The organism is Paraburkholderia lebeckiae, assembly GCF_050436225.1.
In the GTDB taxonomy this organism is placed as follows: Bacteria; Pseudomonadota; Gammaproteobacteria; order Burkholderiales; family Burkholderiaceae; genus Paraburkholderia; species Paraburkholderia tuberum.
This window is the reverse complement of record NZ_JBNDLU010000002.1, coordinates 45,025-70,008: the sequence shown is the minus strand read 5'-3', so window position 1 is coordinate 70,008 and position 24,984 is coordinate 45,025. Positions and strand designations below refer to the sequence as shown.

Here is a 24,984-nt window from a genome sequence, read left to right as displayed (position 1 = left end):
CTTCACTGCATCGACGAGCGGTGAGACTCCGATACTGCTCACCGCTCGTCGATTTGCTTTCTACTTCATCGACGGGGCGCGTCGCTCACCGCCTGCGGATCACCATCTACGACCCTCGCGTGCAGTTAGCAAGCATCGCTCCCGCTGCTTGCCAATCTTTACTGGCAAGCCTCGCACTCGTCGAAGCCAGGATCGCCCGGACGCATCATGCAGACCGGACCATCTGCTTCGGGTGCCGCCTCGACGGCGACAGCGGCAGTCGCTGCAACCGCCGCCGCTGCCTGGAAGCCACCGCTCACGCCAGCCGCGCCACCGCCCACGCCGAAGCCGCCTGCCGCGCCGCCTGCACCACCCGAGCCGTCATGACCCGAGCTCACCGCGTTCAGCGCGCCGTGCGCGACCGTCGACTTCTCGACGTGCGTCGCCGCCATCGTGCGCAGGTAGTAGGTCGTCTTCAGACCGCGCAGCCATGCGAGCTTGTAGATCTCGTCGAGCTTCTTGCCCGATGCGCCCGCCATGTAGATGTTCAGCGACTGCGCCTGGTCGATCCACTTCTGACGCCGCGAGGCCGACTCGACGAGCCACACCGGATCGACTTCGAACGCGGTCGCGTAGATCGCGCGCAGGTCGGCCGGGATGCGGTCGATGCGCGACAGCGTGCCGTCGAAGTACTTCAGGTCGGCGACCATCACTTCGTCCCACAGGCCGCGCGCCTTCAGGTCGCGCACCAGGTAGTCGTTGACCACCGTGAACTCGCCCGACAGGTTCGACTTCACGTACAGGTTCTGATAGGTCGGCTCGATGCACGCCGACACGCCGATGATGTTCGAGATCGTCGCGGTCGGCGCGATCGCCACGCAGTTCGAGTTGCGCATGCCGTAGGTCGAGATGCGCGAGCGCAGCGCGGGCCAGTCCATCGACTCGCTCGAATCGACCTCGACATAACCGCCGCGCGCTTCGGCGAGCAGCGCCACCGAATCCTGCGGGAGGATGCCGCGATCCCACAGCGAACCGCGGTAGCTCGAGTAGCGGCCGCGCTCTTCGGCGAGTTCCGTCGACGCGTAGTACGCGTAGTAGCAAACCGCTTCCATCGAGCGATCGGCGAATTCGACCGCTTCCTGCGACGCGTACGGCGTGCGCAGCACGTGCAGGCAGTCCTGGAAGCCCATGATGCCGAGACCGACCGGACGGTGCTTCAGGTTCGAGTTACGCGCCTTGGCGACCGCGTAGTAGTTGATGTCGATCACGTTGTCGAGCATGCGCATCGCGACGCTGATCGTGCGCTTCAGCTTGTCGTGGTCGAGCGCGAGCGTGCCGTCGGCCTGTTCCTTCAGGTGCGCGACGAGGTTCACCGAGCCGAGGTTACAGACGGCGATTTCGGCGTCGCTCGTGTTCAGCGTGATTTCCGTGCACAGGTTCGACGAGTGGACGACGCCGACGTGCTGCTGCGGCGAGCGCACGTTGCACGGATCCTTGAACGTGATCCATGGATGGCCGGTTTCGAACAACATGCCCAGCATCTTGCGCCACAGTTGCGCCGCCGGGATCTTCTTGAACAGCTTGATCTCGCCGCGCGCGACCTTGCCTTCGTAAGCCGTGTAAGCCGCTTCGAACTCGGCGCCGAACTTGTCGTGCAGGTCCGGGCAGGTGGACGGCGAGAACAGCGTCCAGTCGCCGCCTTCCATCACGCGCTTCATGAACAGGTCGGGAATCCAGTTCGCGGTGTTCATGTCGTGCGTGCGACGACGGTCGTCGCCGGTGTTCTTGCGCAGCTCGAGGAATTCCTCGATGTCGAGGTGCCACGATTCGAGGTACGCGCACACCGCGCCCTTGCGCTTGCCGCCCTGGTTCACGGCGACCGCCGTGTCGTTGACGACCTTCAGGAAGGGCACCACGCCCTGCGACTTGCCGTTGGTGCCCTTGATGTGCGAGCCGAGCGCGCGCACACGCGTCCAGTCGTTGCCGAGGCCGCCGGCGAACTTCGACAGCAGCGCGTTTTCCTTCAGCGCTTCGTAGATGCCGTCGAGGTCGTCGTCGACCGTGGTCAGGTAGCAAGACGACAGCTGCGAGCGGCGCGTGCCGGAGTTGAACAGCGTCGGCGTCGAACTCATGAAGTCGAAACTCGACAGCACGTTGTAGAACTCGATCGCGCGCGCTTCGCGGTCGATCTCGTTCAGCGACAGACCCATCGCGACACGCATAAAGAATGCCTGGGGCATTTCGATACGCACGTTGTCGTGATGCAGGAAGTAGCGGTCGTACAGCGTCTGCAGACCGAGGTAGCCGAACTGCAGGTCGCGGTTCGCGTCGAGCGCGGCCCCGAGGCGCTTCAGGTCGAACTGCAGCAGCTTGTCGTCGAGCAGCTCGGCTTGCACGCCGCGCTTGATGAACTGCGGGAAGTACTCGGCGTAGCGCTCGCCCATCTCGGCTTGCGTGACTTCGTCTTCGAGAATCTCGCGGCGGATCGTATGCAGGAGGATGCGCGCGGTGACCTGGCTGTAGGCCGGGTCCTTTTCGATCATCGTACGGGCAGCGAGGATCGCCGAGTCGTACACCTGGCTCATCGGCACGCCGTCGTACAGGTTCTTCACCGTTTCCGCGACGATCGGCTCGGCGCTTACCGCGTCGCCGAGGTTCGCGCACGCGGACTCGATGATGCCGCGCAGCGCAGCCATGTCCAGCGGACGCGTGATGCCGTTGTCGGTCACGTTCAGGCCCGGGGTGCTGGCGCCTTCCGCTGTCTGACCTTCATGAGCGTCATGCGCGCGCGCCTGGTTGCGCTTCTCGCGATACAGCACGTAAGCACGCGCGACGTTGTGTTCGCCGCCGCGCATCAGCGCGAGTTCGACCTGGTCCTGAATGTCTTCGATATGGAACGTGCCGCCATTCGGACGGCTGCGCACCAGCGCGCGCACCACGTTCTGCGTGAGTTGCTCGACCAGTTCGCGCACCCGTGCCGACGCCGCGCCCTGACCACCGTTGACGGCGAGGAACGCCTTTGTCACGGCGATCGCGATTTTCGACGGCTCGAACGACACCACGCTGCCGTTGCGGCGGATCACCTTGTAGTCGGCGTAATTCGCTTGCGGCGCGAGCGCCTGCGCGCCTTGGGTCTGGCCGAAGGCCTGGCCAGTCGGTGAGCCCTCGTAACGGGTCGTCACGTTGTCGGTGGTTTGCATGTGCAAAGCTCCTGGTCTTGGAAATATTGCGGCGAGTGCCGCGGATTAAATCGAACGCCGCGCCGCCGCGTGCGCGTGCGATGAGGTGCAGGAAGGCCGGCTACGCCGGTTGGCGGGATGCAACTGCGAGGAAGCCTGGTTCGATTTGATGACGGTCTTCATCGGGTCGGTCGCGATCACTGGCTGGTCCTTTCCGAATGCTTCTGGATGCGGCCGGAGATCCCCTACCGGCTGCGCCCCCAGGAATTTTTTCGCTGTCTGGAATGCTTGCGATGCCATGCTCGGGGAGCGGGACGCCGCAGACTTATCCACTCCCATTCACTCGGTTATGCACATGGTTATTCACAGCACAACACAAGATATAGTGCGAAACTCAGTTGTCGGCACCAAGTATAGTGGAGTTTCGAGAGAGGTCAAAAGGTTTTATTTGCGCTCGCAGTCTTGACTTTTGCTTCACGCGGCGCGCAGAAGCTCCCCGGAGAAGCAGGCTGCGCCTCGTTCTCGGTGGATCACGCAAGATCGTGCGAAGAGGGTTACCGCGTTTCGGAAAACTTGAGATAGGGGAAATACCGACCGTCGAGCAACGTGTCGCGCTGCAGTCGCGGCCACTCGAAATACGGACCGGGATCGGTCTTGCGACCGGGTGCGATGTCGGAGTGGCCGGCAAGCGCGTCGATCGGATAGCGTGCCTTCAGTGCTCTGACGAGCGCGGCGAGCGTGCGGTATTGCGCCGCTTCGAAGGCGGCGGTGTCGCTGCCTTCGAGCTCGATGCCGATCGAGAAATCATTGCAGCGCTCGCGGCCGAAAAAATTCGACGGCCCCGCGTGCCACGCGCGCTCGTTGCAAGACACGAACTGCTCGAGTGCGCCATCGCGATGAATCACGAAATGCGCGGACACGCGCACGCCGCGCAGATGCGTGTCGTAGTACGGGTGAGTGTTGCAGTCGAGCGCGTTCTGGAACAGCTCGGCAATCGCGGTGCCGCCGAACTCGTTCGGCGGCAGGCTGATGTTGTGAACGACGATCAGCGTCGGCAGCGCGCCTTGCGGCCGCGCTTCGAAGTTTGGCGAGGGGAGCTTGCGTGCGGCAGGAACCCAACCGTCGGCATCGACGGTGTACGCGCCGCTCATCGGGCGTCGCGGCCGCTCGGACGCGCGCCGTGGCGCTGCGCGTGCGCGGCGCAGCAGAACGCCTGCCCCGCGACGCTGACCGAGTCGCTCTGCGGTGCGTGCACGCCGCACTCGACGCAGCGGATCATCGGCTCGGCAAGCTGCGGCTGTTGCCCATTCGAAGAACGCGCGCCGCCATTCGCAGTGCCGGCAGCGTTGGCGCCGCCGGCACCGGTGCGTTGCGCGGATTGCGCGTCGTGGCGGCGCAGCGCCTTCACGAGCCATTGACCGACGATGAACAGCAGAATCAGCAAAAAGATTTGTCGCATGGGGACACTCACACCACGGGCCGGTGCAACAGCACCTCGAAAACAAAACGGCTGCCGACGTACGCGAGCAACAGCGCGACGAACGAGGCCAGCACCCAGCGCAATGCCGCACGGCCGCGCCAGCCGGACACCTTGCGCGCGGTCAGCAGCGCGCCGAACATCACCCACGAAAGAATCGCGAACACGGTCTTGTGATCGAGCCGCAACGCGCGGTCGATCAGTTGCTCGCTGAACAGGATGCCCGATAGCAGCGTCAGCGTGAGCAGCACGAAGCCGGCGCCGATCAGACGGAACAGCAGCTTCTCGAGCGTCAGCAGCGGCGGCAGCGCGTCGAGCCAACTCGACCACCAGCCATTGTCCGCCGCCGCGTGCCTTTGCGCGAGACCACCGCGCATCGAATGCAGACGCCGCTCGACCGCCAGCATCAGCACCGCGTGCAGCGCCGCGATCGCGAACAGACCGTACGCGATATTCGCAATCAGGAAGTGCAGCTTGAACATCGGCGCGGCTGCATACGGCAGCACGCGCACGCCGCCGAACGCGAGCGGCAGCAGCGACGCGACGCACGCGAGTGGCAACACCAGCAGGCGCAGTCCGTCGAGCGGGAAAAAGAAACTCTCGATCCAGTAGATGCCGGCGCCGAGCCAGAACATCGCCGACAGCGCGAACGCGAAGCCGAACACCATCGCGTTCTGCGGGAAGATCGTGGTATGCAGCAGCACGCCGTGAGCGAGCAGCGCGACGAACAGCAGCGCGCGCCCGGGTGCGCTCATGCCGGAGGCCACCAGAGCGCCCGCGTTGGCGGCATGACCGGGCAGCGGCGGCACGCTCTCGAGCAGTGGACGCACGGCCACGTGCCGGTGCGAGCGCCAGCCGGCCACGGCAAGACCGCCGTAGAGAAGCGCGGTGAGGGCATACAGTACAATATCCATATTCGAAGTTTACACTAGGGCCCTGCTCCGCGACGTCTTGCGCTTCGCGCGCTGCGCGGGCCCCACCGTTCATCGCTCCCCATGCTCGACAATCTGACTCAACGGATGGCGCGCGTCGTCAAGACGCTGCGCGGCGAAGCCCGGCTCACCGAGGCGAACACCCAGGAAATGCTGCGCGAGGTGCGTCTCGCACTGCTCGAGGCCGACGTGGCGCTGCCCGTCGTGCGCGAGTTCATCGCGAAGGTCAAGGAGAAGGCGCTCGGCGAGGAAGTGATCTCCAGCCTGTCGCCAGGTCAGGCGCTCGTCGGCGTCGTGCAGCGCGAACTGACCGCGGTGATCGGCGGCGATTACGAAGGCAAGGCCTCCGAGCTCAATCTCGCCGTCGCGCCGCCCGCGATCATCCTGATGGCGGGTCTGCAGGGTGCCGGTAAAACGACCACGGTCGGCAAGCTCGCCAAGCTGCTGCGCGAGAAGTACAAGAAGAAGGTGCTGACCGTTTCGTGCGACGTCTATCGTCCCGCCGCCATCGCGCAGTTGAAAACGGTGACCGAGCAGGTCGGCGCGGACTTCTTCCCGTCGGAGCCGAACCAGAAGCCCGTCGATATTGGCCGCGCCGCGCTCGACTGGGCCAAGCGCCACTATCACGACGTGCTGCTCGTCGACACGGCCGGCCGTCTCGGTATCGACGAGGCGATGATGAACGAAATCACCGCGCTGCACGCCGAGCTGAAGCCGGCGGAAACGCTGTTCGTCGTCGACGCGATGCTCGGCCAGGACGCGGTCAACACCGCAAAGGCGTTCAGCGACGCGCTGCCGCTCACCGGCGTCGTGCTGACCAAGCTCGACGGTGATTCGCGCGGTGGCGCGGCGCTTTCGGTGCGTCACGTGACGGGCAAACCGGTCAAGTTCGTGGGTGTCGCCGAAAAACTCGACGGCCTCGAAGTGTTCCACCCGGACCGCATGGCCAGCCGGATTCTCGGCATGGGCGACATTCTCGCGCTGGTGGAGGAAGCGCAGCGCGGCGTCGACGTGCAGGCCGCGCAGAAGCTCGCCGACAAGGTCAAGAAAGGCGGCGACTTCGACCTCAACGATTTCCGCGCTCAGCTCACGCAAATGAAGGGCATGGGCGGCCTGTCGTCGCTGATGGACAAGCTGCCCGCGCAGTTCCAGCAAGCCGCGGCCGGCGCCGACATGAGTCTGGCCGAGAAGCAGATGCGCCGCATGGAAGGCATCATCAACTCGATGACGCCGGCCGAGCGCGCCAAACCCGAACTGATCAAGGCGACCCGCAAGCGCCGCATCGCCGCGGGCGCGGGCGTGCAGGTGCAGGAGGTCAACCGCATGCTTAACCAGTACGAACAGATGCGCTCGATGATGAAGAAGCTCAAGGGCGGCAACCTGCAGAAGATGATGCGTGGCATGAAGGGCATGATGCCCGGCATGCGCTAAGCTTGATGGGACCGGCGCGCGCTCGCGCCGAGTGCGGCGCGGCTGACTTCGGCATCGTGCGGGTTTATTCTGTAGCGCATTGCGCCGTCCCTCGCTGGAATGTCCCCCGGGATGTTGCCTCCTACACTATGTATACAGTTACCGTCCGTCAGACGTCATGAACCGCGAAGAAGCCCTCCATATTTTTCGACACTCCGAAGAGATAGTTTCGGCCTCGGACGTCACTGCGTCGATCGCCCGCATGGCGGCTGCCATCCGCGACGAGATGAGCGAGGACTTCCCGCTCGTGCTGTCGGTGATGGGCGGCGCCGCGGTATTCACAGGCATGCTGCTGCCGCACCTAGATTTCCCGCTCGAGTTCGACTACATCCACCTGACGCGCTACCGCAATACGACGAAGGGCAGCAACGAGATGCAATGGCGCGTCGCGCCGGCCGAGTCGGTCAAGGATCGCGAGGTGCTCGTGCTCGACGACATCCTCGACGAAGGCGAGACGATGGCCGCAATCCGCGACCGCATCCTCGCGATGGGCGCGAAGCGCTTCCTGTCCGCGGTGCTGTGCGAGAAAATCATTCCGAAGGCGAAACCGCTGCGCCCCGATTACTGCGGCTTCGAAGTGCCGGACCGGTACGTGTTCGGCTGCGGGATGGATGCGAAGGGCTACTGGCGCAACCTGCCGACCATTCGGGCGTTGACCGAGGGAGCGTGAGCGGGGCATCCGCCCTGCCCTGCCCTACCGGCGAAAAAAAGCAGCCTGCCTGGCTGCTTTTTTATGGCTGCGACGGTGGCAATGCGCGCACCGGCTCGCGCTTCATAGCTTGTGCACGAAAGAGCGGATTCCACCGAGCATCATCTCGACTGAAATCGCGACGAGCACGAGCCCCATCAGCCGCTCGAACGCCGCCATCACCCGTTCACCGAGCCACGCCTGAATGCGCTCGGCGAGCATCAGCACGATCGCACAGATGATCATCGTGACGGTCAGCGCGCCGACCCACTCGAACGTCTTGCCCGGCGCCTGCGAGGTCAGCAGCATAACCGTCGCCAACGCCGACGGACCCGCTAGCGCCGGAATCGCGAGCGGCACGATCAGCGGCTCGCCGCCGCGCGCGTCGCCGCCGAACGGACCGTCCGGATGCGGAAACACCATGCGAAGCGCAATCAGAAACAGCACGATGCCGCCGCCGATCCGCAACGACTGGTCGCTGAGGCTCATCATGCGCAGAAAGCTCTGCCCGAGCATCATGAACACCAGCAGGATCGCAAACGCGATCGCCACCTCGCGCAGGATCACGACCGTGCGACGCTCCGGCGACACACCGCGCAGACAGCTGACGAAGATCGGGATGTTGCCGAGCGGATCGGTGATCAGGATCAGCAGCACCGTCGCGGACAGGAAGGTGTACTCCACTGCCCGCTCCGCTTAGTTCGCCAGCGCCGCGCGCACTTTGCCGATCACGGTCTGCGCGGCATCCGCGACCGGCAGCAGCGTCGCTTCGGCCTCGCGACGGCCCTGATACTCGATCTTGCCGTCCTTCAGACCACGGTCGCCGATCACCAGTCGATGCGGCACGCCGATCAGTTCCCAGTCGGCGAACATCACGCCCGGCCGCTCGCCGCGATCGTCGAGGATCACGTCGATACCGGCCGCGACGAGTTCCGCGTACAGCTTGTCGGCCTGCTCACGCACCGCGTCGCTGCGGTCATAGCCCATCGGGCACAGCACGACTTCGAACGGCGCAATCGACTCCGGCCAGACGATGCCCTTGTCGTCGAAATTCTGCTCGATCGCGGCGCCGAGAATCCGCGTGACGCCGATGCCGTAGCAGCCCATTTGCATCGGCCGAGGCTTTCCGGTTTCGTCGAGACAGGTCGCGTTCATCGCTTCGGAATACTTGGTGCCGAGCTGGAACACGTGGCCCACTTCGATGCCGCGGCAGATGTCGAGCACGCCCCTGCCGTCCGGCGACGGATCGCCCTTCTTCACATTGCGGATGTCGGCGACGAGCGGCTCCGGCAGGTCGCGGCCCCAGTTCACGCCGGTGGTGTGATAGTCGACGTCGTTCGAGCCGACCACGAAGTCGCTCATGTTCGCGACCGTGCGGTCCGCGATCACTTTGACCGGCTTCTTCGTGTTGATCGGACCGAGATAGCCCGGCGGCGTGCCGAACGTCTCGACGATCTCGGCTTCGGTCGCCATGCGGAAATTACCGAGGCCCGGGAGCTTGGCCGCCTTGATCTCGTTCAGATCATGGTCGCCACGCAGCATCAGCAGCCAGATCGTCGGCTCGGCGCCTTCGTTCTCGGTGGCGAGCACGACCGACTTGATCGTGCGTTCGAGCGGAATGTTCAGCAGTTCGGCAACCGCCTCGCACTTCGCCTTGCCGGGCGTCGCGGTCTTGTTCATCTCTTCTTCCGGCGCCGCGCGCTCTGCGATCAGCGGTAGCGCTTCGGCTGCCTCGACGTTCGCGGCGAAATCGGAGGTCGGGCAATACGCGATGTCGTCTTCGCCGGTGTCGGCGATCACATGGAACTCATGCGAGCCGCTGCCGCCAATCGAGCCGTTGTCGGCCGCCACCGCGCGGAAGTCCAGACCGAGGCGCGTGAAGATGCGCACGTACGCGTCGTACATCTTGCGATACGACTCGCGCAGACCCTCCGCGTCCTTGTCGAACGAGTACGCGTCTTTCATGATGAACTCGCGGCCACGCATCACGCCGAAACGCGGACGGATCTCGTCGCGGAACTTCGTCTGGATCTGATAGAAGTTGACCGGCAGTTGGCGATAGCTCTTGATCTGGTTGCGCGCGATGTCGGTGACCACTTCCTCGTGCGTCGGGCCCATCACGAAATCGGCCTGCTTGCGGTCCTTGAAGCGCAGCAGTTCGGGACCGTACTTCTCCCAGCGCCCCGATTCCTGCCACAGTTCGGCCGGCTGCACGGCCGGCATCAACAGCTCGATGGCGCCTGCCCGGTTCATTTCCTCACGCACGATCGCTTCCACCTTGCGGATCGAACGCAGGCCGACCGGCAGGTAGTTATAGATACCGCCCGCGACGCGACGGATCATACCCGCGCGCACCATGAGCTTGTGGCTGATGATTTCGGCGTCGGCGGGCGCTTCTTTGAGAGTGCCGATAAAGAAACGGGAAGCTTTCATTCAAGGTGTCCAAAAGCGGCGGCTTCCGGTAGGACCGCCAGAAAAGGGGAAATGGGGAAAATCGACACAGATCCGCGGCGAAGCCGGTAGGGTTCGCCCGACTGGCGGCGCCCTGCCCCTATGCGGCGCCGAAACCGCCGCGCAAAGCCTCTCTCATAAGGGATAGGCACGGAAAACTGACAGGCTACCGCAAACCCGGGCCTGTTGCGGCGAATCGCTCCATTCTTATGCGATTCGGTGCGTAGGGTCCGTTATCTGTTTATAATCAAAGCAATTTTAAAGGATTCGAAGGTGGTTGTATGCTGGATCGTGAAGGCTTTCGCCCGAACGTCGGCATCATCCTCTTGAACGCGCACAACGAGGTGTTTTGGGGCAAACGGCTCCGTGAACATTCCTGGCAGTTTCCGCAAGGGGGCATCAAATATGGTGAGACCCCCGTGCAAGCGATGTATCGGGAGTTACACGAAGAGACCGGGCTGCTTCCTGAGCACGTCAAGGTGATCGGTCGCACGCGCGACTGGTTGCGTTATGAGGTGCCTGACAAGTTCATCAAGCGCGAAGTACGCGGTCATTACCGCGGCCAGAAACAAATCTGGTTTTTGCTCCGGATGGTAGGACGCGACTGCGACATCTGTTTGCGCGCCACCGACCACCCTGAGTTCGATGCGTGGCGTTGGAACGAGTATTGGGTGCCGCTCGACTGTGTGATCGAGTTCAAGCGGGATGTGTATCAGCTGGCGCTGACGGAGCTGTCCCGTTTCATGCGCCGGCCTGCGCCGCGTGCGGAAAAACCAGGCGGGCATCACGGGTCGCGTTATCCCCGGATAGCGTCGTCGATGCAAAGCCCGCCGGATTCCACGGTAAGCATGGCGGTCACCACCGTCACTACCGTAACTTCGGTCAGCGTCGAAACTTCGACGCACGTGCTGGTCGCGCCGGATTGCGGTCCCGGCTCACCGGATGCGAACATGAGATCGGAGCACGAGTGCGAAACGGCCGAAGCCGACGAGGCCGTCGCCCCGTTAGTCCGACGAGGCGTGCGCAATTAACCATTCCAGGCGGCGGCTCGCGCCGCCTCTCTCTGGCGCGGCTTTCGAGCCGCGTCTGTCTCTCGAGGGAATCAGATTGAAAGCATTTGCATTCGCCGTGGCGTGCGTCGCCACCGGCGCCCTGCTGGCAGGCTGTTCGAGCGCCGGCAAACCGACCAACAAAGACGACAGCGAGTTCACCTATCTGCTTGACCGCAAGAGCAACTGGGTTGAAAACAAGGTCGACACATTGCCGCCGCTGCCCTCCGATGCGAACCTGCTGCCGTTCGAAGTCTCCGGCAATACGCCGCTGCAATTTGCGATCGACCCGAAGTCGGTCAGCGTCGGCGACGACGGCGTCGTGCGTTACACGGTGGTCGTCACGAGCCCGGGCGGTGCGCGCAACGTCAATTATGAGGGCATCCGCTGCGACACGTATGAATGGCGTCAGTATGCGGGCCTGAACGCCGATCACGACGGCTGGGACACGACGGTCGCGAACCCGTTTTCGCGGATCGAAAACGGCGCGCTGAATGCGTATCAGGCCGCGTTGTATCAGGACTATATGTGCGCAAACAAGATTCCGACCGGCAGCGCGCAGCAAATCGTCGAGAACATTCGTTACAAGCGCACGCAGACGTCGCAGATTCATTGACGCCGTTGCGCGGCGCGCGCCCGGCTCAGGCGCCGTTGCTTATACGTGACGATTAAAAAGCCGTTCCAGCCTGCGCTGGAACGGCTTTATTGTTGGCTCTTCATACGCGCGATATGCGCGCCGCCTCGCAGGTCAAAGCACCACGAGATTGTCGCGATGAATCAGTTCGGGCTCGAGCATATAGCCGAGCACTGACTCAATTTCGCCGCTCGGACGCCGCTGGATCAGTTTGGTTTCCGCGCTGCTGTAGTTCGTCAAACCACGTGCGACCTCGCGGCCTGACGCGCTCAGACACGCGATCACCTCGCCGCGCGCGAATGCACCCTGCACACCGACGATGCCGATCGGCAGCAAGCTCTTGCCGCCGGCGGTCAGTTTTTCAACCGCGCCGTCATCGATCACGACGTGGCCGCGCACCTGCAGGTGATCGGCCATCCATTGCTTGCGCGCCGCCATGCGCGCGGTGCGCGCCATCAGTTCGGTGCCGATCGCCTCGCCGGCCGCCAGTCTCACCAGCACGTCCGACTCGCGCCCACTCGCGATCACCGTATTGGCGCCGCTATGGGCCGCACGCTTCGCGGCGAGAATCTTGGTCAGCATGCCGCCGCGGCCGAGGCTCGAGCCCGCACCGCCCGCCATCGCCTCGAGCTCAGGCGCGCCGGCGTCGGCTTGCTGGACGAGTGTCGCGGTCGGGTCCTTGCGCGGATCTGCGGTGAAAAGGCCTTGCTGGTCCGTCAGAATGATCAGCGCGTCGCCCTCGATCAGATTGGCAACCAGCGCGCCGAGCGTGTCGTTGTCGCCGAACTTGATTTCGTCGGTGACGACCGTGTCGTTCTCGTTGATGATCGGTACAACTCCGAGCCCCAGCAGCGTGAGCAGCGTGGAGCGAGCGTTCAGATAGCGCTCGCGGTCAGCAAGGTCAGCGTGAGTAAGCAGGATCTGCGCAGTCTGGATGGAATGTTCGGCGAAGCGGCTTTCGTACACTTGCGCGAGACCCATCTGACCGACCGCCGCGGCCGCCTGCAGCTCATCGATTTCACGCGGCCGCTTCGTCCAGCCGAGCCGCTGCATGCCCTCGGCGATCGCGCCCGAGCTGACCAGCACGACTTCCTTGCCTTGCGCGCGCAGTGCGGCAATTTGCGCGGCCCAGCGGCCGATCGCCACATGATCGAGGCCACGCCCGTCGTTCGTGACGAGGCTCGAACCGACTTTGACGACCAATCGCCGTGAATCTGCGATGACGGAACGCATTGTGCGCTGTCTCCCAAGATGACGCGTGATGCATACCGGCACCCGCCGCTGGCGCCGGCGCTCGAGTTGTTATTCCTGCGGATCGGTGCCGGCTTCGCGGGTCGCGGCCGGTACTTGCGTACCGTCGCGGAAACGCACGTCGGAGGCCAGGTCTTCGGCTTCGGCCGCGCGTTGCGCGTCGGAGTGCTCGGCGAGGTAGTCGAACACCGCGTAGCAAAGATTTTCACAGCCCTGGCCAGTCAGCGCCGAGATCTCGAACACCGGACCGTCCCAGCCGAAGCCGTCGAGGAAAGCCGCCACGCGCGCTTCGCGATCGTCCTCAGGCACCATGTCCAGCTTGTTCAGCACAAGCCAGCGCGGCTTCTGATAAAGCTCTTCGTCGTACTTGCGCAGTTCGTTGACGATCGCCTTCGCTTCCGCGACCGGATCGATCGATTCATCGAATGGTGCGATGTCGACGATGTGCAGCAGCAGCCCGGTGCGCTGCAGGTGGCGCAGGAATTGATGGCCTAGGCCGGCGCCTTCCGCCGCGCCTTCGATCAGCCCCGGAATGTCGGCAATCACGAAGCTGCGGCTCGGCCCGACGCGCACGACGCCAAGGTTCGGCGCGAGCGTGGTGAACGGGTAGTCGGCGATTTTCGGCTTCGCGTTCGACACCGACGAGATAAACGTCGACTTGCCCGCATTCGGCATGCCGAGCAGACCGACGTCGGCCAGAACTTTTAGTTCGAGGCGGACCATGCGGCGCTCGCCCGGCTTGCCGTCGGTCTTCTGACGCGGCGCGCGGTTCGTGCTGGACTTGAAATGGAGGTTGCCGAGGCCGCCGGCTCCCCCTTGCGCGATTTGCACGCTCTGGTTGTGCTCGGTCAGATCGGCGATCAGCTCGCCGGTTTCAATGTCCGTGATTGTGGTGCCGACCGGCATGCGCAGCGTGATGTCGTCGCCGCCCTTGCCGTAGCAATCCGAGCCGCGGCCGTTTTCGCCGTTGCGCGCCAGATGTTTTTTCGCGTAGCGGTAATCGATCAGCGTGTTGATGTTGCGGTCAGCCACCGCGATCACGCTGCCGCCCCGGCCGCCGTCACCGCCATCGGGGCCGCCGAACGGGACGAACTTCTCGCGGCGCATCGACGCGCTGCCATCCCCTCCGTCGCCGGCGATGACTTCAATCCTCGCTTCGTCAATGAACTTCATGCGTTACTCCGTCACGTGGTGTACTGCCCGATTCGATGCAGGGGTTGATACTGATTGGATGCTGCTATTTTGCCGCGCGCGCCGCGCGTTGATCAAACGACCGAACTGCATAGTCCGCCGATGAGGAGCGGTCGGCTGCGCGGCTTCGGCGCCAAGCTAAAGAGGCGCCGCAATAAAAAAGGCCCCGCGAACTTCGCGGGGCCTTTTTCCGGTCCTGAAGCCCGTGCCTGATTAAACTCAGGCTGCCGGGACGACGGAAACGGTGTGCTTCTTCGCCGCGCCCTTCGTCGAGAACTGGACGTGGCCGTCCTTCAGCGCGAACAGGGTGTGATCCTTGCCCATGCCGACGTTCTCGCCAGCGTGCATGCGCGTACCGCGCTGACGCACGATGATGCCACCAGCGTTGATAGCCTGGCCGCCGAAAACCTTAACGCCGAGGCGTTTCGATTCGGAGTCGCGGCCGTTCCGGGACGATCCACCTGCCTTTTTGTGTGCCATTTGATTTGCTCCTTAACCGGTGCGCTTACGCGTTGATCGCGTCGATGCGCAGTTCGGTATAGTTCTGGCGGTGGCCGCCATGCTTCTGGTAGTGCTTCCGGCGACGCATCTTGAAGATCGTCACTTTGGCGTGACGACCTTGCGACACGACGGTAGCCTTGACGGAAGCCCCACTGACCAGCGGCGTACCGAACTTAATCGATTCGCCTTCGCCCACTGCGAGAACCTGGTCGAGCGTGATTTCAGCGTCAATGTCTGCCGGTATCTGTTCTACTTTAAGTTTTTCGCCGACGGCAACCTTGTACTGCTTGCCACCGGTTTTTATGACCGCGTACATTGAGAACCTCACTCTGTATTCATTTTTCCCACGCACCGCGCGCGGAAACTCTCAATTATACATAGAGTTAGCTGCTCGGTCAAAACCTGCTTACCAAACCGTCTACCGTCCGGCTTCGCCTCCCTCGCAGGCGCTCGCAGACGGCAAACCTGCGACGCGCGGCGCCCCGCAGACCGCCTTGGCAGGTGCCCCGCGCGCGATGCCGAACGCATCCACGCCGCAGCCGGCGACCCGGAAGCGCCCCGATCGCCTTATAATTCGCGGCACTACCCAATTCAGCCATCATGTCGTCGACTGCCACCACCTCCCCCAACGTCGCCAGCCTGCTTGCTCCGATCGCCGAAGACATGCAGCAGGTCAATCGCGTCATCCGGCAACGTCTTGCGTCGGACGTGATGCTGATCAATCAGATTTCCGAGTACATCATCAGCGCCGGCGGCAAGCGGCTGCGGCCCGCGCTGCTGTTGCTGGTGGCGGGCGCGCTGGGCGATACGACGGGGCACCGGCACGAGCTGGCAGCGGTCGTCGAATTCATTCACACGGCCACGCTGCTGCATGACGACGTGGTCGACGAGTCCGACCTGAGGCGCGGCCGCCAGACCGCCAATGCGCTGTTCGGCAACGCGGCGAGCGTGCTGGTCGGTGACTTTCTCTACTCACGGTCGTTCCAGATGATGGTCGGCGTGGGCAAGATGCGCGTGATGGAAATTCTGTCGGAGGCGACCAACATCATCTCTGAAGGCGAAGTGCTGCAGTTGTTGAACATGCACGATGCCGACGTCGACGAAGCACGTTACATGCAGGTGATCCGCTACAAGACCGCAAAGCTGTTCGAGGCGGCCGCCCAGCTCGGCGCGGTGCTGGCCGCCTCGGACGCGAAAACCGAAGCCGCCGCCGCCGAGTACGGCCGTCGCATCGGCACCGCGTTCCAGATCATGGACGACTGGCTCGACTACACAGGCACGGCCGAGTCGATGGGCAAGAACGCCGGTGACGATCTGCGCGAAGGCAAACCGACGCTTCCGCTCATCTATCTGATCGAACGCGGCACGCCCGAGCAGTCGGCGCTCGCGCGCGAAGCCATCGAGCAAGGTGGCACCGACCGTTTCGATACGATTTTCGACGCGATCACGCGCTCGGGCGCGCTGGATCACACGCTCGAGTGCGCGAAACAGGAGGCGCAGGCAGCCGCGGCAGCAATTTCGTCGTTTCCCCATTCCATTTTCAAAGAGAGCCTGCTAGACTTATGTTCTTACTCGACGGCAAGGCAGTCTTGAACAAGACTGAAACACCGAATTAGTCTGAATCGAGTCAGCAGTACCAAATCGGGGTGTAGCTTAGCCTGGTAGAGCGCTACGTTCGGGACGTAGAGGCCGGAGGTTCGAATCCTCTCACCCCGACCAGATTGTCCTTGTTAGCTCAAGGTTCAAAACCGCCGCAGCGTTGCTGGGCGGTTTTTTGTTTTGCGCGGCGCTTTTTTCGTTGCTCTCGTGCTGCCCTTCGCCGCTTTCCTTCCTCCGGCTCGTCAGGCACAGTGCGTACGTTGCCACGTTGTCGTTCTAGCGGCGTCAGCCGCCGTCCACGCCAGAACGCGCGGCCCCCTCTGCTATATTCTCTCCATCCTTTCCCCCTATTTTTTCACGACGCGTGGAACAACTTCCCTTATGGGCGCAGATCGGCGCCGTCCTTCTGCTCCTTGTCTGCTCCGCCTTCTTTTCCATTTCCGAGACAGCGATGATGGCGCTCAATCGTCATCGCCTCAAACATCTCGCCAGCAAGAACACGCTCGGCGCAAAGACGACTCAGGGCCTGCTCGCAAAAACCGATCAGCTGCTCAGCGTGATCCTCATCGGCAACAACCTGTTCAACACGATCATTCCGGTACTGACGACATCGCTCGCGCTGCACACGTTCGGCCGCAATAGCCTCGTGCTGTCGATCGCGACCGGTATCGTCGCGTTCCTCATTATCGTGTTCGCGGAGATCACACCGAAGATCGTCGGCGCGACGTTTCCCGAGAAAATCGCGCTGCCCGCGAGCCTGCTGATCGCGCCGTTGATGCGCGTCGCGAGACCACTGATCTGGTTTGTCAACTTGTTCGCGACCGGCATCCTGCGCGTGCTGCACATCAACACGAAGGGCGCGCGCGACCAGCGGCTGTCCACCGAAGAACTGCGCACCATCGTGCTCGAGTCGGGAAGCTTCATGCCCACCAAGCACCGCAGCATCCTGCTGAACCTGTTCGACCTCGAAAACATCTCCGTCGATGACGTGATGATCCCGCGCCGCCGTATTGAGGCGCTCGACTTCGATGCGCCGTTCGAACAGATCCTGCATCAACTGGAGACCTGCTATCACAACAAGCTGATCGTCTACCAGGGCGACATCGACCGCGTGCTCGGTGTGCTGCACGTGCGCAAGACGCTGTCAGGGCTGCACAACCAGGAGCTCGAGCGCGATACCTTGCGCGAGCTGCTCGCCGAGCCGTACTTCGTGCCAAGCGGCACGCCGGTGTTCCAGCAGCTGCAATACTTTCAGGAGAGCCGGCAACGCATCGCACTCGTCGTCAACGAATACGGCGAACTGCAAGGCCTCGTCACACCGGAAGACATCATCGAGGAACTGATCGGCGAATTCACCACGTCGATTCCGCGCAGCGCCAGCTCACGCGGTGGCTGGAACGAGGCGGGCGAATGCATCGTCGCGGGAAGCATGCCGTTGCGCGAGCTGAACCGCTGGCTGCAACTCGGGCTGCCCACCGATGGCCCCAAAACGCTGAACGGCCTGATTCTCGAAATCCTCGAAGACATCCCCGACGGCGACGTCTGCGTGCGCATCGGAGACACCAAGCTCGAAGTGATGCGCAGCGACGATCAGGCGATCCGCACCGTCAAGCTTTTCAAACCGCCGTCGCGCACGAAGGCCGGTAAAGCACGGTCAGCCTGAACTTGGCGCCGTCGCTCGCTGATTCACAGTCAGCATCGCATAGGCTCGCGACACGCGCCATTGGCCGAATGGCCGAATGGCATTCGGACGCCCGCAACCGGAAGATGAAGCCGTCATGTTCTACAGGCGGCTCATCACCGGTCACTCATGCAAACAACCTTTGCCACCGCCGCGGCATCGCCGCGCCCACTCGCTGTCGACGGCGAATCCAGCGCAACGAGTCTGAGCGATCCCGACAACGCCCCAGCCGTGCGTCTATTGACCGACACGTTGCACGAAGCGACGCGGCGCAATGCGTCGGATATCCACATCGAGCCGGCCGAACATGGCTGGCGTGTGCGCCTGCGTATCGACGGCGTGCTGCATGAAATCCCGCGGCCGCCCGCACATCTGCGCGACGCGTTCGTCACGCGTGTGAAAGTGCTCGCGCGCATGGACATCGCCGAGCGACGCGTGCCGCAGGACGGCCGGCTACGCCTCGCGACGTCGCCAGGGCGACTCGAGGACTACCGCGTCAATTCGCTGCCGACGCTGTTCGGCGAAAAGCTTGTACTACGACGGCTCGACGCGCTGCCCGCCGATCTTTCGCTCGATTCGCTCGGCCTCGATCCGCGGCAGCGCGAAGCTGTCGACGCCGCGATCCGCGCGCCGCACGGTCTGATGCTCGTAACCGGACCGACGGGTAGCGGCAAGACACTATCGCTGTACTGCTTCCTGAACCTGCTGAATGGCGAGGCACGCAACCTCTGCTCGGTGGAAGACCCAGCCGAGATCCAGCTGGCCGGCATCAACCAGGTCAGCGTGCGCGAAAAAGCCGGCCTCACTTTCGCGGTCGCGCTGCGCGCGTTCCTACGCCAGGACCCGGACGTGATCATGGTCGGCGAAATCCGCGACAACGAAACCGCCGACGTTGCCGTGAAGGCCGCCCAAACCGGTCACCTCGTGCTGTCCACGCTGCATACGAACGACGCGCCCGCGGCCATCGCGCGGCTCGTCGATATCGGTGTCGAGCCGTACAACCTTGCCGCAGCGCTGCGCATGGTGACCGCGCAGCGGCTGGTGCGGCGACTGTGCGTCGCATGCCGCGCGCCCGCGCCGCATTCGCCGGCGGCACTCCGCGCCGCGGGCTTTGGCGAACACGAGCTCGACGGCTGGCAACCGTATGCGGCGACCGGCTGCGCGGTTTGTCATGGCATCGGCTATCGGGGGCGCGTCGGCATTCATCAGGTGATGCCCGTTTCCGACGCGATGCGTGAGCAGATCGTCGCAAGCGCGGGCGCGCACGAGCTGGCCCGCCTCGCGCAGATGGAACAGGTCGCGACGTTACGCGACGCGGCGCTTGCGCGCGTGCGCGACGGCACCACGAGTCTCGCCGAAGCGCTCGCCGCCACGGAGGTCGCATGAGTACCGCCGAGCTGTCACCAACAAAGCCCGTCTCAGCCGATCTGCGCTTCAGATGGCGCGGCGTCGACGCGGACGGCACGCGCCAAAGCGGCACGCTGATCGCGCCCGACGCGAGCGCCGCACGCACGATGCTCAAACGCGACAACCTCTTTATCGTCGAACTCGCAACGCAAGGGCCGGCGCCACGCCCGAAGACCAGCGCGGCCGCTGTCACGCTGTTCACGCGACAACTGTCCAGTCTGCTGCGTGCCGGTTTGCCGCTCGCGCCCGCGCTCGAACTACTCGCGCAGACCCCGACGTCGGGTCAGCGGCAAGGCATGCCGCGTATCGTTGGCACTGTCGCGCGCGATATCACCGCCGGCCTGCGGTTTTCGGCGGCCTTGCAGCGACACCCGGCGCAGTTCAATGCGCTGTATTGCCAGCTCGTCGAGGTGGGTGAAGCGGCGGGCGCGCTCGTCACCGTGCTCGCCCGCCTCGCCGACGATCGCGAACGCGCCGCCGCGCAGCGTGCCAAGGTGCGCGCGGCTCTCACCTATCCAGTCGCAATCCTGCTGCTCGCGATCGCGATAACCGTCGCATTGCTGGTGTGGGTCGTGCCGACGTTCAAGCAGATCTTCGATGGCTTCGGCGCGAAGCTGCCCGCGCCGACGCAGTTCGTGCTGGCGCTCTCGGCGGCCGCCGCGCGCTGGAGTGTGCCGCTGTTCATACTGGTGCTCGCAATGAGCTCGGCCATCACGCTCGTGCTGCGTCGTTCGATAAGCGCTCGCATCCGCTTCGCGCGCCTGTTGCTCGACCTGCCGGTGGCCGGCCCGCTGCTGCGCACGCTGTGCGCGGCGCGCTGGAGTCGCGCGCTTGGCACCTTGATGTCCGCCGGCACGCCGCTCGCCGACGCATTCGATTCGCTCACTCAGGCGACCGGCAATGCCTTCTTCGATCGCGCGACGGCAAGCATCGCCATCAGATTGCGGCGCGGCGAACGGCTCGCCGCGGCCATGCTCGCGGCCCGCTGCTTTCCCCCCGAAGTCGTGCAGCCCGTTGCGGTCGCGGAGGAATCCGGCGCGCTCGACAGCATGCTGCTCGATGTCGCGTCGCTTGCGGATCGCCAGGTCGACGACAGGATCGGCACGCTATCGAGCCTGTGTGAACCGCTCGTGATCGTCGTGCTCGGCACACTGGTCGGCGGCCTCGTCATCGCGATGTATCTTCCCATTATTCAACTCGGCAACGTGGTGTAGCATCGCAGCCGAATCCACTTCGTCACCATGCAGGCTCCTCTTCCACTCGTGTCACAAACTACCTCCAGCCTGCTCGCGGGCTTACTGCCGGGCCGCTTTGCCAGCGATATCGGCTTCGCGCTCGCGAGCCTGCCCGCCGGCGTGCAGATCGCATTCGCGATCGTGCTTGGCCTCGTGATTGGCAGCTTCCTGAACGTGGTCGTGCATCGATTGCCGATCATGCTCGAGCGTGCATGGCGCGCCGAAATCAGCGAGACCACCGACGAGCCGCAGCCCGACGACGGACTGCCCGCGCGCTACAACCTGTGGGTGCCGCGCAGCGCGTGCCCGCATTGCGGCCATGTACTGAGCGCTTGGGAAAACTTGCCGGTGCTGAGCTACCTGCTGTTACGCGGCCGTTGTTCCGCGTGCGGCACGCATATCAGCGCACGCTATCCGCTGCTCGAAATCGCGAGCGCCGCTTTCGCGGCAGGCGCACTGATAGCGTTCGGCCCGACGCTGATGGCACTCGCCGCGTTCGGCCTGTGCGCGACGTTGCTGGCGATGAGCGCGATCGACGTCGACACGCATTTGCTGCCCGACTCCTTGACGCTGCCGCTGTTGTGGGCCGGCGTGATCGTCAATTTCAACGGCATGTTCACGAATCTGCATGATGCGGTGCTCGGCGCTATCTTCGGATATCTGGTGTTGTGGGCCGTGCATTGGGCGTTCAAGCTCGTGCGTGGTATCGAAGGCATGGGCTATGGCGACTTCAAACTGCTCGCCGCGCTCGGCGCGTGGCTCGGCTGGCCCGCGCTGCCGCAGATCGTGCTGGTCGCCGCGGTGGCCGGTGCCGTGATCGGCCTCGCGGCGACGTGGCGTGGCCGTATGCGCTTCGAGGAGCCGCTGCCGTTCGGGCCGTTTCTCGCGGCGGGCGGTGTGCTTACGCTGTTTGCCGGCACGCCGCTTTATCTGGCTTTGGGAGGCTGAACCATGTTCGTTGTGGGACTCACCGGCGGCATCGGTAGTGGCAAGTCGACGGTTGCCGGTCTGTTCGCCGGACGCGGCGTGCCGCTCGTCGATACCGACGTAATCGCGCATCGCATCACCGCGCCGCATGGCCTGGCGATGCCGCACATCGCCGCCGAATTCGGCACCGAGTTCGTCGCGGCCGATGGCTCGCTCGATCGCGCGCGCATGCGCACGCTCGTGTTCAGCGACGAGACCGCACGCAAACGTCTCGAAGGCATCACGCATCCGCTGATTCGCACAGAAACCGAGCGCGAAGAGCGCGCGGCGCAAGGGCCGTATGTGATCGTCGTGGTGCCGCTGCTGGTCGAGTCCGGGACATGGAAGGACCGCGTCAATCGCGTGCTCACCGTCGATTGCAGCGTCGACACGCAGATCGCGCGTGTGATGAGCCGCAACGGCTTCAGCCGTGAGCAGGTGCTCGCGATCATCGCGCGCCAAGCCACGCGCGAAGCGCGCCTCGCCGCCGCAGACGACGTGATCGTCAATAACGATGCGCCGCTCGAAGAACTCGAGGCGCAGGTGGACGCGCACCATCAAGCGTATCTGTCGCTGGCGAAGGGCGATGCCGAGTTGTAGCGCGCGCAGACGCGTCGTCACCGACACATTGAACTTTGCGTGCACGCGGGAGCCGAAGCGCTCATCACACCGGGAACTCACAAAAAAGTTGCGAAAGCGCGCAGAAAAAGTGCGTGATTGCCTGGGTAGTCCCACGGCATTAGAATGTTTTACATTCCTGTCACCGACCACGCCCGAGGCGAGCCCGCTTGATCCTTTACGAGTACCCCTTCAATGAGCGAATCCGGACGCTGTTGCGGCTCGAAGATCTGTTCGAGCGCTTCACGTTCTTTCTGACTCAGGAAGACGCGCGGGAACATCACGTCGCACTGACAACGCTGTTCGAAATCTCCGAAGTGGCGGGTCGCGCGGATCTGAAGTCGGATCTGATGAAAGAACTCGAGCGGCAGCGGCAGACGCTCGCGCCGTTTCGCGGCAATCCGGGCATCGAGCAGAACGCGCTCGAAGCGGTGCTCGGTGAAATCGAACAGACCCTTGCGGGGCTCACGCAGATGCAAGGCAAAGCCGGCCAGCATCTTGCGGACAACGAGTGGCTCGCGAGCATTCGCAGCCGCGCAATCATCCCCGGGGGTACCTGCAAATTCGACCTGCCCTCGTATTACGCGTGGCAACAGTTGCATCCCGATCAGCGTCGCCAGGACATCGCTAAGTGGGTGACACCGCTTTTGCCGCTGCGCGACGCGGCCACCATCGTGCTGCGCCTCGCGCGCGAGTCGGGCCAGGCGTCGAAGGTCATGGCGATGCAAGGCAGCTATCAGCAAATGCTGTCGGGCCGCTCGTATCAGTTGATGCAGGTTCGCGTCGCTCCCGAATTGCGCGTGATTCCCGAAGCGAGCGCCAACAAGTACATGCTGTGGGTTCGCTTTACGGTGCAGGACGGCGATTTGCGGCCGCGCGCGGTCGACGTCGACGTGCCGTTCCACCTCACGCTCTGCAGCCTGTAATCGCCTGTCAATCACCGCCGCGTTGAGCAGCGCACACCGGATTTGACCGAACGCGCCTTTGAACCGGCGCGAAATAGCCCTATATTCGTTACTTGTTCCGTTTGAGATTGACCGTCCGACCGTATGCCTACCGTCGTCAAATGTCCTACCTGCGGTAAAGATGTCCGCTGGACCTCCGAGAGCCGCTTCCGTCCTTTCTGCTCCGAGCGCTGCAAGCAGACCGATCTGGGCGCATGGGCCGCCGAAAAATACAGGATTGGCGGCAACGAACAGGAAGGGTCTTCGTCCGAAGAGGAAACGCCGCGCGGCGACTACAACCCGCACTGAGCGAGCCAGTAAAAAAGCCACGCGAACCGGCGCTGCCGATACAGCGCCCGCTACCGCGTGGCTTTTTCAGTCACTGCCTTCAATCAATCACTTCTTCTCAGCCGCGAGCCACTCCAGCACCGGGATCGTGGCCGGCAGCAACGGCGAGACATCCGCAGGCAAGCTCTGCCACACGAAGGCCTGGCCTTCGCGCCCGTGCGGCTCGCCCGACCACTGCGTCACCTTGCAGAAGAAGAGGCGCACATAGGCGTGCGGATAATCGTGTTCGAGCGTGTGCCACAGATGGCTCGCCTCGACCTCGATTCCAAGCTCCTCGTGCAGCTCGCGCGCGAGCGCGGCCTCGACCGACTCGCCCGCTTCGAGCTTGCCGCCCGGAAACTCCCAGTAGCCCTCGTACGGCTTGCCCGTCGGACGCTGCGCGAGCAGATAGCGTCCATCCGGCTGCACCAGCACGCCGACCGCGACTTCGGTGACCGGACGGCCCGCGCCGTTGGCGCCGACGCTATTGCCGGCGCCATCGCCGGCGCTTTTGTCAGCGTCGCTCATGCCGGTGTCTTACGGCCGGACCAGTCGCGCGCGAACTGCCATGCGACCCGCCCCGAGCGCGAGCCCCGTTCGAGCGCCCACACGAGCGCATCGCCGCGCGCCGATTCGATCTCGGCGTCGTCGCAACCGAAATGGCGCAGCCAGTGCGCGATGATCGTCAGGTAGTCGTCCTGCTTGAACGGATAGAAGCTAACCCACAGCCCGAAACGCTCGGACAGCGAGATCTTCTCTTCGACCAGTTCACCCGGATGAATCTCGCCGTCCGAGGTGTGCTTGTACGTCTCGTTGTCGCTCATGTACTCGGGCAGCAGATGGCGGCGGTTCGACGTCGCATAGATCAGTACGTTGTCGGACTGCGCAGCCACCGAGCCGTCGAGCGCGACCTTGAGCGCCTTATAGCCCGACTCGCCTTCTTCGAACGACAGGTCGTCGCAGAACACGACGAAGCGCTCCGGCCGCTTCGCAATCAGATCGACGATGTCGCCGAGGTCGTGCAGATCGTCCTTGTCTACTTCGATCAGGCGCAGACCGTCTTTCGCATACGCGTTCAGGCACGCCTTGATCAGCGACGACTTGCCGGTACCGCGCGCGCCTGTCAGCAGCACGTTGTTGGCCGGCTGACTGCGCACGAACTGGCGCGTGTTCTGTTCGATCAACCCTTTCTGGCGATCGATGTTCTGCAGGTCGTCGAGCGTGATCGGCGAAATAGCGTGCACCGGCTGCAAGTAGCCGCGCCCCTGGCGCTTGCGCCAGCGGAAAGCGACTGCGGCCGACCAGTCGATCTCCGGTGCGGCGGGCGGAAGCATCGCTTCCAGGCGGCCAAGCACGGCTTCGGCCCGGTTCAGAAACAGTTCGAGTTTGTCCATGGTAAGTAGGC

The 24,984-nt window shown here is 63.8% G+C and carries 24 protein-coding genes and 1 tRNA gene; 13 read left to right on the top strand and 12 right to left on the bottom strand.

Annotated elements, in window-relative coordinates:
• Positions 1-158: 158 nt before the first annotated feature.
• The 4 genes from OKW45_RS15055 to OKW45_RS15040 all read right to left on the bottom strand — a co-directional run bounded on the left by OKW45_RS15055 (position 159) and on the right by OKW45_RS15040 (position 5,549).
• Entirely contained in the window at positions 159-3,179 is a 3,021-nt protein-coding gene (locus OKW45_RS15055; protein WP_429469528.1) for a ribonucleoside-diphosphate reductase subunit alpha, read from the bottom strand.
• A gap of 533 nt (positions 3,180-3,712) precedes the next feature.
• Positions 3,713-4,309 carry a 1,6-anhydro-N-acetylmuramyl-L-alanine amidase AmpD gene (gene ampD / locus OKW45_RS15050; RefSeq protein ID WP_018421857.1) on the bottom strand — a complete coding sequence of 199 codons (597 nt, stop codon included), beginning with the start codon at positions 4,307-4,309 and terminating at the stop codon, positions 3,713-3,715.
• The gene (locus OKW45_RS15045; RefSeq protein WP_429469525.1) at positions 4,306-4,617 is read right to left on the bottom strand and encodes a PP0621 family protein; all 312 of its coding nucleotides are present in this window, start codon (positions 4,615-4,617) and stop codon (positions 4,306-4,308) included. The genes ampD and OKW45_RS15045 overlap by 4 nt, the downstream gene beginning before the upstream one ends.
• 8 nt (positions 4,618-4,625) lie before the next feature.
• Positions 4,626-5,549 (bottom strand): cytochrome C assembly family protein, encoded by a 924-nt coding sequence (locus OKW45_RS15040; protein ID WP_429469522.1) that lies wholly within the window; start codon positions 5,547-5,549, stop codon positions 4,626-4,628.
• 81 nt (positions 5,550-5,630) lie between these two features.
• On the opposite strand from OKW45_RS15040, the gene ffh reads away from it, so the two are divergent.
• Positions 5,631-6,998 carry a signal recognition particle protein gene (gene ffh / locus OKW45_RS15035; protein WP_429469519.1) on the top strand — a complete coding sequence of 456 codons (1,368 nt, stop codon included), beginning with the start codon at positions 5,631-5,633 and terminating at the stop codon, positions 6,996-6,998.
• A 157-nt stretch (positions 6,999-7,155) separates the two neighbouring features.
• Positions 7,156-7,707, top strand: coding sequence for a hypoxanthine-guanine phosphoribosyltransferase (locus OKW45_RS15030; protein WP_026226044.1), 552 nt, complete (start codon positions 7,156-7,158; stop codon positions 7,705-7,707).
• A 102-nt stretch (positions 7,708-7,809) separates the two neighbouring features.
• Here the strand turns inward: OKW45_RS15030 and OKW45_RS15025 are convergent, their stop codons facing one another.
• Both OKW45_RS15025 and OKW45_RS15020 read right to left on the bottom strand, forming a co-directional pair.
• Positions 7,810-8,409, bottom strand: a complete 600-nt coding sequence (locus OKW45_RS15025; protein WP_018421862.1) for a MarC family protein — start codon at positions 8,407-8,409, stop codon at positions 7,810-7,812.
• 12 nt (positions 8,410-8,421) lie between these two features.
• Positions 8,422-10,158, bottom strand: a complete 1,737-nt coding sequence (locus OKW45_RS15020) for a proline--tRNA ligase (RefSeq protein ID WP_429469516.1) — start codon at positions 10,156-10,158, stop codon at positions 8,422-8,424.
• 299 nt (positions 10,159-10,457) lie between these two features.
• On the opposite strand from OKW45_RS15020, the gene OKW45_RS15015 reads away from it, so the two are divergent.
• Together OKW45_RS15015 and OKW45_RS15010 are read left to right on the top strand one after the other, a co-directional pair.
• Positions 10,458-11,207 (top strand): RNA pyrophosphohydrolase, encoded by a 750-nt coding sequence (locus OKW45_RS15015; RefSeq protein WP_018421864.1) that lies wholly within the window; start codon positions 10,458-10,460, stop codon positions 11,205-11,207.
• Positions 11,208-11,283: 76 nt separating this feature from the next.
• On the top strand, positions 11,284-11,841 hold the full coding sequence (locus tag OKW45_RS15010) for a CNP1-like family protein (protein ID WP_429469514.1): 558 nt from the start codon (positions 11,284-11,286) through the stop codon (positions 11,839-11,841).
• 132 nt (positions 11,842-11,973) lie between these two features.
• Here OKW45_RS15010 and proB read toward each other — a convergent pair whose 3' ends face one another.
• The 4 genes from proB to rplU all read right to left on the bottom strand — a co-directional run bounded on the left by proB (position 11,974) and on the right by rplU (position 15,118).
• Positions 11,974-13,092 (bottom strand): glutamate 5-kinase, encoded by a 1,119-nt coding sequence (gene proB / locus OKW45_RS15005; protein ID WP_026226045.1) that lies wholly within the window; start codon positions 13,090-13,092, stop codon positions 11,974-11,976.
• Between the two features lie 69 nt (positions 13,093-13,161).
• Positions 13,162-14,283 carry an Obg family GTPase CgtA gene (gene cgtA / locus OKW45_RS15000; RefSeq protein ID WP_429469511.1) on the bottom strand — a complete coding sequence of 374 codons (1,122 nt, stop codon included), beginning with the start codon at positions 14,281-14,283 and terminating at the stop codon, positions 13,162-13,164.
• A 237-nt stretch (positions 14,284-14,520) separates the two neighbouring features.
• On the bottom strand, positions 14,521-14,781 hold the full coding sequence (gene rpmA, locus OKW45_RS14995; protein WP_018421868.1) for a 50S ribosomal protein L27: 261 nt from the start codon (positions 14,779-14,781) through the stop codon (positions 14,521-14,523).
• 25 nt (positions 14,782-14,806) lie between these two features.
• On the bottom strand, positions 14,807-15,118 hold the full coding sequence (gene rplU, locus OKW45_RS14990; protein WP_007180329.1) for a 50S ribosomal protein L21: 312 nt from the start codon (positions 15,116-15,118) through the stop codon (positions 14,807-14,809).
• Positions 15,119-15,402: 284 nt separating this feature from the next.
• Here rplU and OKW45_RS14985 point away from each other — a divergent pair, with 284 nt between their 5' ends.
• From OKW45_RS14985 to OKW45_RS14945, 9 genes are all read left to right on the top strand, one after another.
• A complete protein-coding gene (locus OKW45_RS14985; RefSeq protein WP_429469508.1) occupies positions 15,403-16,395 on the top strand; it encodes a polyprenyl synthetase family protein in 993 nt (330 codons plus the stop codon).
• Between the two features lie 49 nt (positions 16,396-16,444).
• Positions 16,445-16,521, top strand: a tRNA-Pro gene (locus OKW45_RS14980).
• Positions 16,522-16,765: 244 nt separating this feature from the next.
• The gene (locus tag OKW45_RS14975; protein ID WP_429469505.1) at positions 16,766-18,064 is read left to right on the top strand and encodes an HlyC/CorC family transporter; all 1,299 of its coding nucleotides are present in this window, start codon (positions 16,766-16,768) and stop codon (positions 18,062-18,064) included.
• Between the two features lie 147 nt (positions 18,065-18,211).
• Positions 18,212-19,468, top strand: a complete 1,257-nt coding sequence (locus OKW45_RS14970) for a GspE/PulE family protein (RefSeq protein ID WP_429469502.1) — start codon at positions 18,212-18,214, stop codon at positions 19,466-19,468.
• A complete protein-coding gene (locus tag OKW45_RS14965) occupies positions 19,465-20,703 on the top strand; it encodes a type II secretion system F family protein (RefSeq protein WP_429469499.1) in 1,239 nt (412 codons plus the stop codon). The genes OKW45_RS14970 and OKW45_RS14965 overlap by 4 nt, the downstream gene beginning before the upstream one ends.
• Before the next feature lie 27 nt (positions 20,704-20,730).
• Positions 20,731-21,672, top strand: a complete 942-nt coding sequence (locus tag OKW45_RS14960) for a prepilin peptidase (protein ID WP_429469496.1) — start codon at positions 20,731-20,733, stop codon at positions 21,670-21,672.
• 3 nt (positions 21,673-21,675) lie between these two features.
• A complete protein-coding gene (gene coaE / locus OKW45_RS14955) occupies positions 21,676-22,290 on the top strand; it encodes a dephospho-CoA kinase (protein WP_429469493.1) in 615 nt (204 codons plus the stop codon).
• Between the two features lie 188 nt (positions 22,291-22,478).
• Positions 22,479-23,234: a cell division protein ZapD gene (zapD, locus tag OKW45_RS14950; protein WP_026226047.1), complete on the top strand. Its 756-nt coding sequence runs from the start codon at positions 22,479-22,481 to the stop codon at positions 23,232-23,234.
• Between the two features lie 123 nt (positions 23,235-23,357).
• Positions 23,358-23,561, top strand: coding sequence for a DNA gyrase inhibitor YacG (locus tag OKW45_RS14945; protein WP_084754177.1), 204 nt, complete (start codon positions 23,358-23,360; stop codon positions 23,559-23,561).
• Between the two features lie 87 nt (positions 23,562-23,648).
• On the opposite strand, the gene OKW45_RS14940 is transcribed toward OKW45_RS14945, so the two are convergent.
• A complete protein-coding gene (locus OKW45_RS14940) occupies positions 23,649-24,107 on the bottom strand; it encodes an NUDIX domain-containing protein (RefSeq protein ID WP_018421876.1) in 459 nt (152 codons plus the stop codon).
• Complete coding sequence (locus OKW45_RS14935) at positions 24,104-24,973, bottom strand: ATP-binding protein (RefSeq protein ID WP_018421877.1); 870 nt, start codon at positions 24,971-24,973, stop codon at positions 24,104-24,106. Before OKW45_RS14935 ends, OKW45_RS14940 begins: the two co-directional genes overlap by 4 nt.
• Between the last annotated feature and the right edge of the window lie 11 nt (positions 24,974-24,984).